The organism is Enterococcus raffinosus (assembly GCF_001886185.1).
In the GTDB taxonomy this organism is placed as follows: domain Bacteria; phylum Bacillota; class Bacilli; order Lactobacillales; family Enterococcaceae; genus Enterococcus_A; species Enterococcus_A raffinosus.
Window position 1 is genome coordinate 1 of sequence record NZ_JXLA01000106.1, and the last position, 959, is coordinate 959.

The following is a 959-nucleotide window of genomic DNA, read 5'->3' on the forward strand; positions in this document are numbered from 1 at the left end:
CTCTTTGTCAAATAGGACTGATAGAGTGAGATAAGAACATCTAAGGTAGGATTCCTTTTCTACTTTAGATGTTTTTTTGATTCATAGGTAATCAGATTATTTAGTAAGAAAATTCTGGTCTTCATTTTCCGAAAGCTTCGAAAGCCATAAGCGACTCGTTTTAATGCTTTGATGTGGGTATGCAGATTTTCTATTTTGGCATTTGAATAAGGCAATTCTAGGGCTAAACGAATGCCGGATTCATAGTTTATAAAAGCTTTTTTTATAGGATGCAGTTCTTTTGGAACGGAATCGGGCATCGTTCTTACAAGTTTAAAGAAAGTATCCGCCTCTTTGTCGTGAAACGCTTGAAGAATTTCTTGGTAGTAAAAATAGGCGATTCGTAATTCGTCAGAGATCGAAAGCAGACGATCCACCACTTCACTTTCGGTTAGATACGCCCAACCAAAATTGCGCCATTTGGTCCATTTGTCATAAACAAGCTTGTCCTGTCGTTTGATCAGAAGCCGAGACAACGCCTTTAATTGTCGATAATATTTGGCTTGTGTTGGATCGTTTCGATCAAAGCTTTTCATGATTCGTACGCGAATATCCTCAAATTTGCGAATGAGATGTTTGACAATGTGAAAACGATCCACAACGAGTTTTGCCTTTGGAAAACATTCCTTTATCAGAGAGGCATAAGAAGCATTCATGTCCGTCACGATGACCTTTACCTTCAATCGTACGCGCCGTTCAAATTGCATAAAATAAGAAACGAGGGCTTTTTTCTTCCGTGAAGGAAGAATATCCAGTAATTTTCCAGTATCGCCATCCATACAAGAAAAGGAATAGGGACCGACTTGATTTTTCAGTGAACGAAATTCATCCATTAATAAACAACGCGGTAACCAATTTCTTTTTACTTTTGTCATGGGGATCAGAGAAGCGAGTGTCCGAGAAACGGTCGACCAAGAAAC

Annotated in this window: 1 protein-coding gene; it reads right to left on the reverse strand. The window is 38.8% G+C overall.

Annotated elements, in window-relative coordinates; genetic code table 11:
• Positions 1-59: 59 nt before the first annotated feature.
• On the reverse strand, positions 60-959 hold a 900-nt coding region (locus RV13_RS20385; protein WP_071876010.1), incomplete at its 5' end, for an ISL3 family transposase.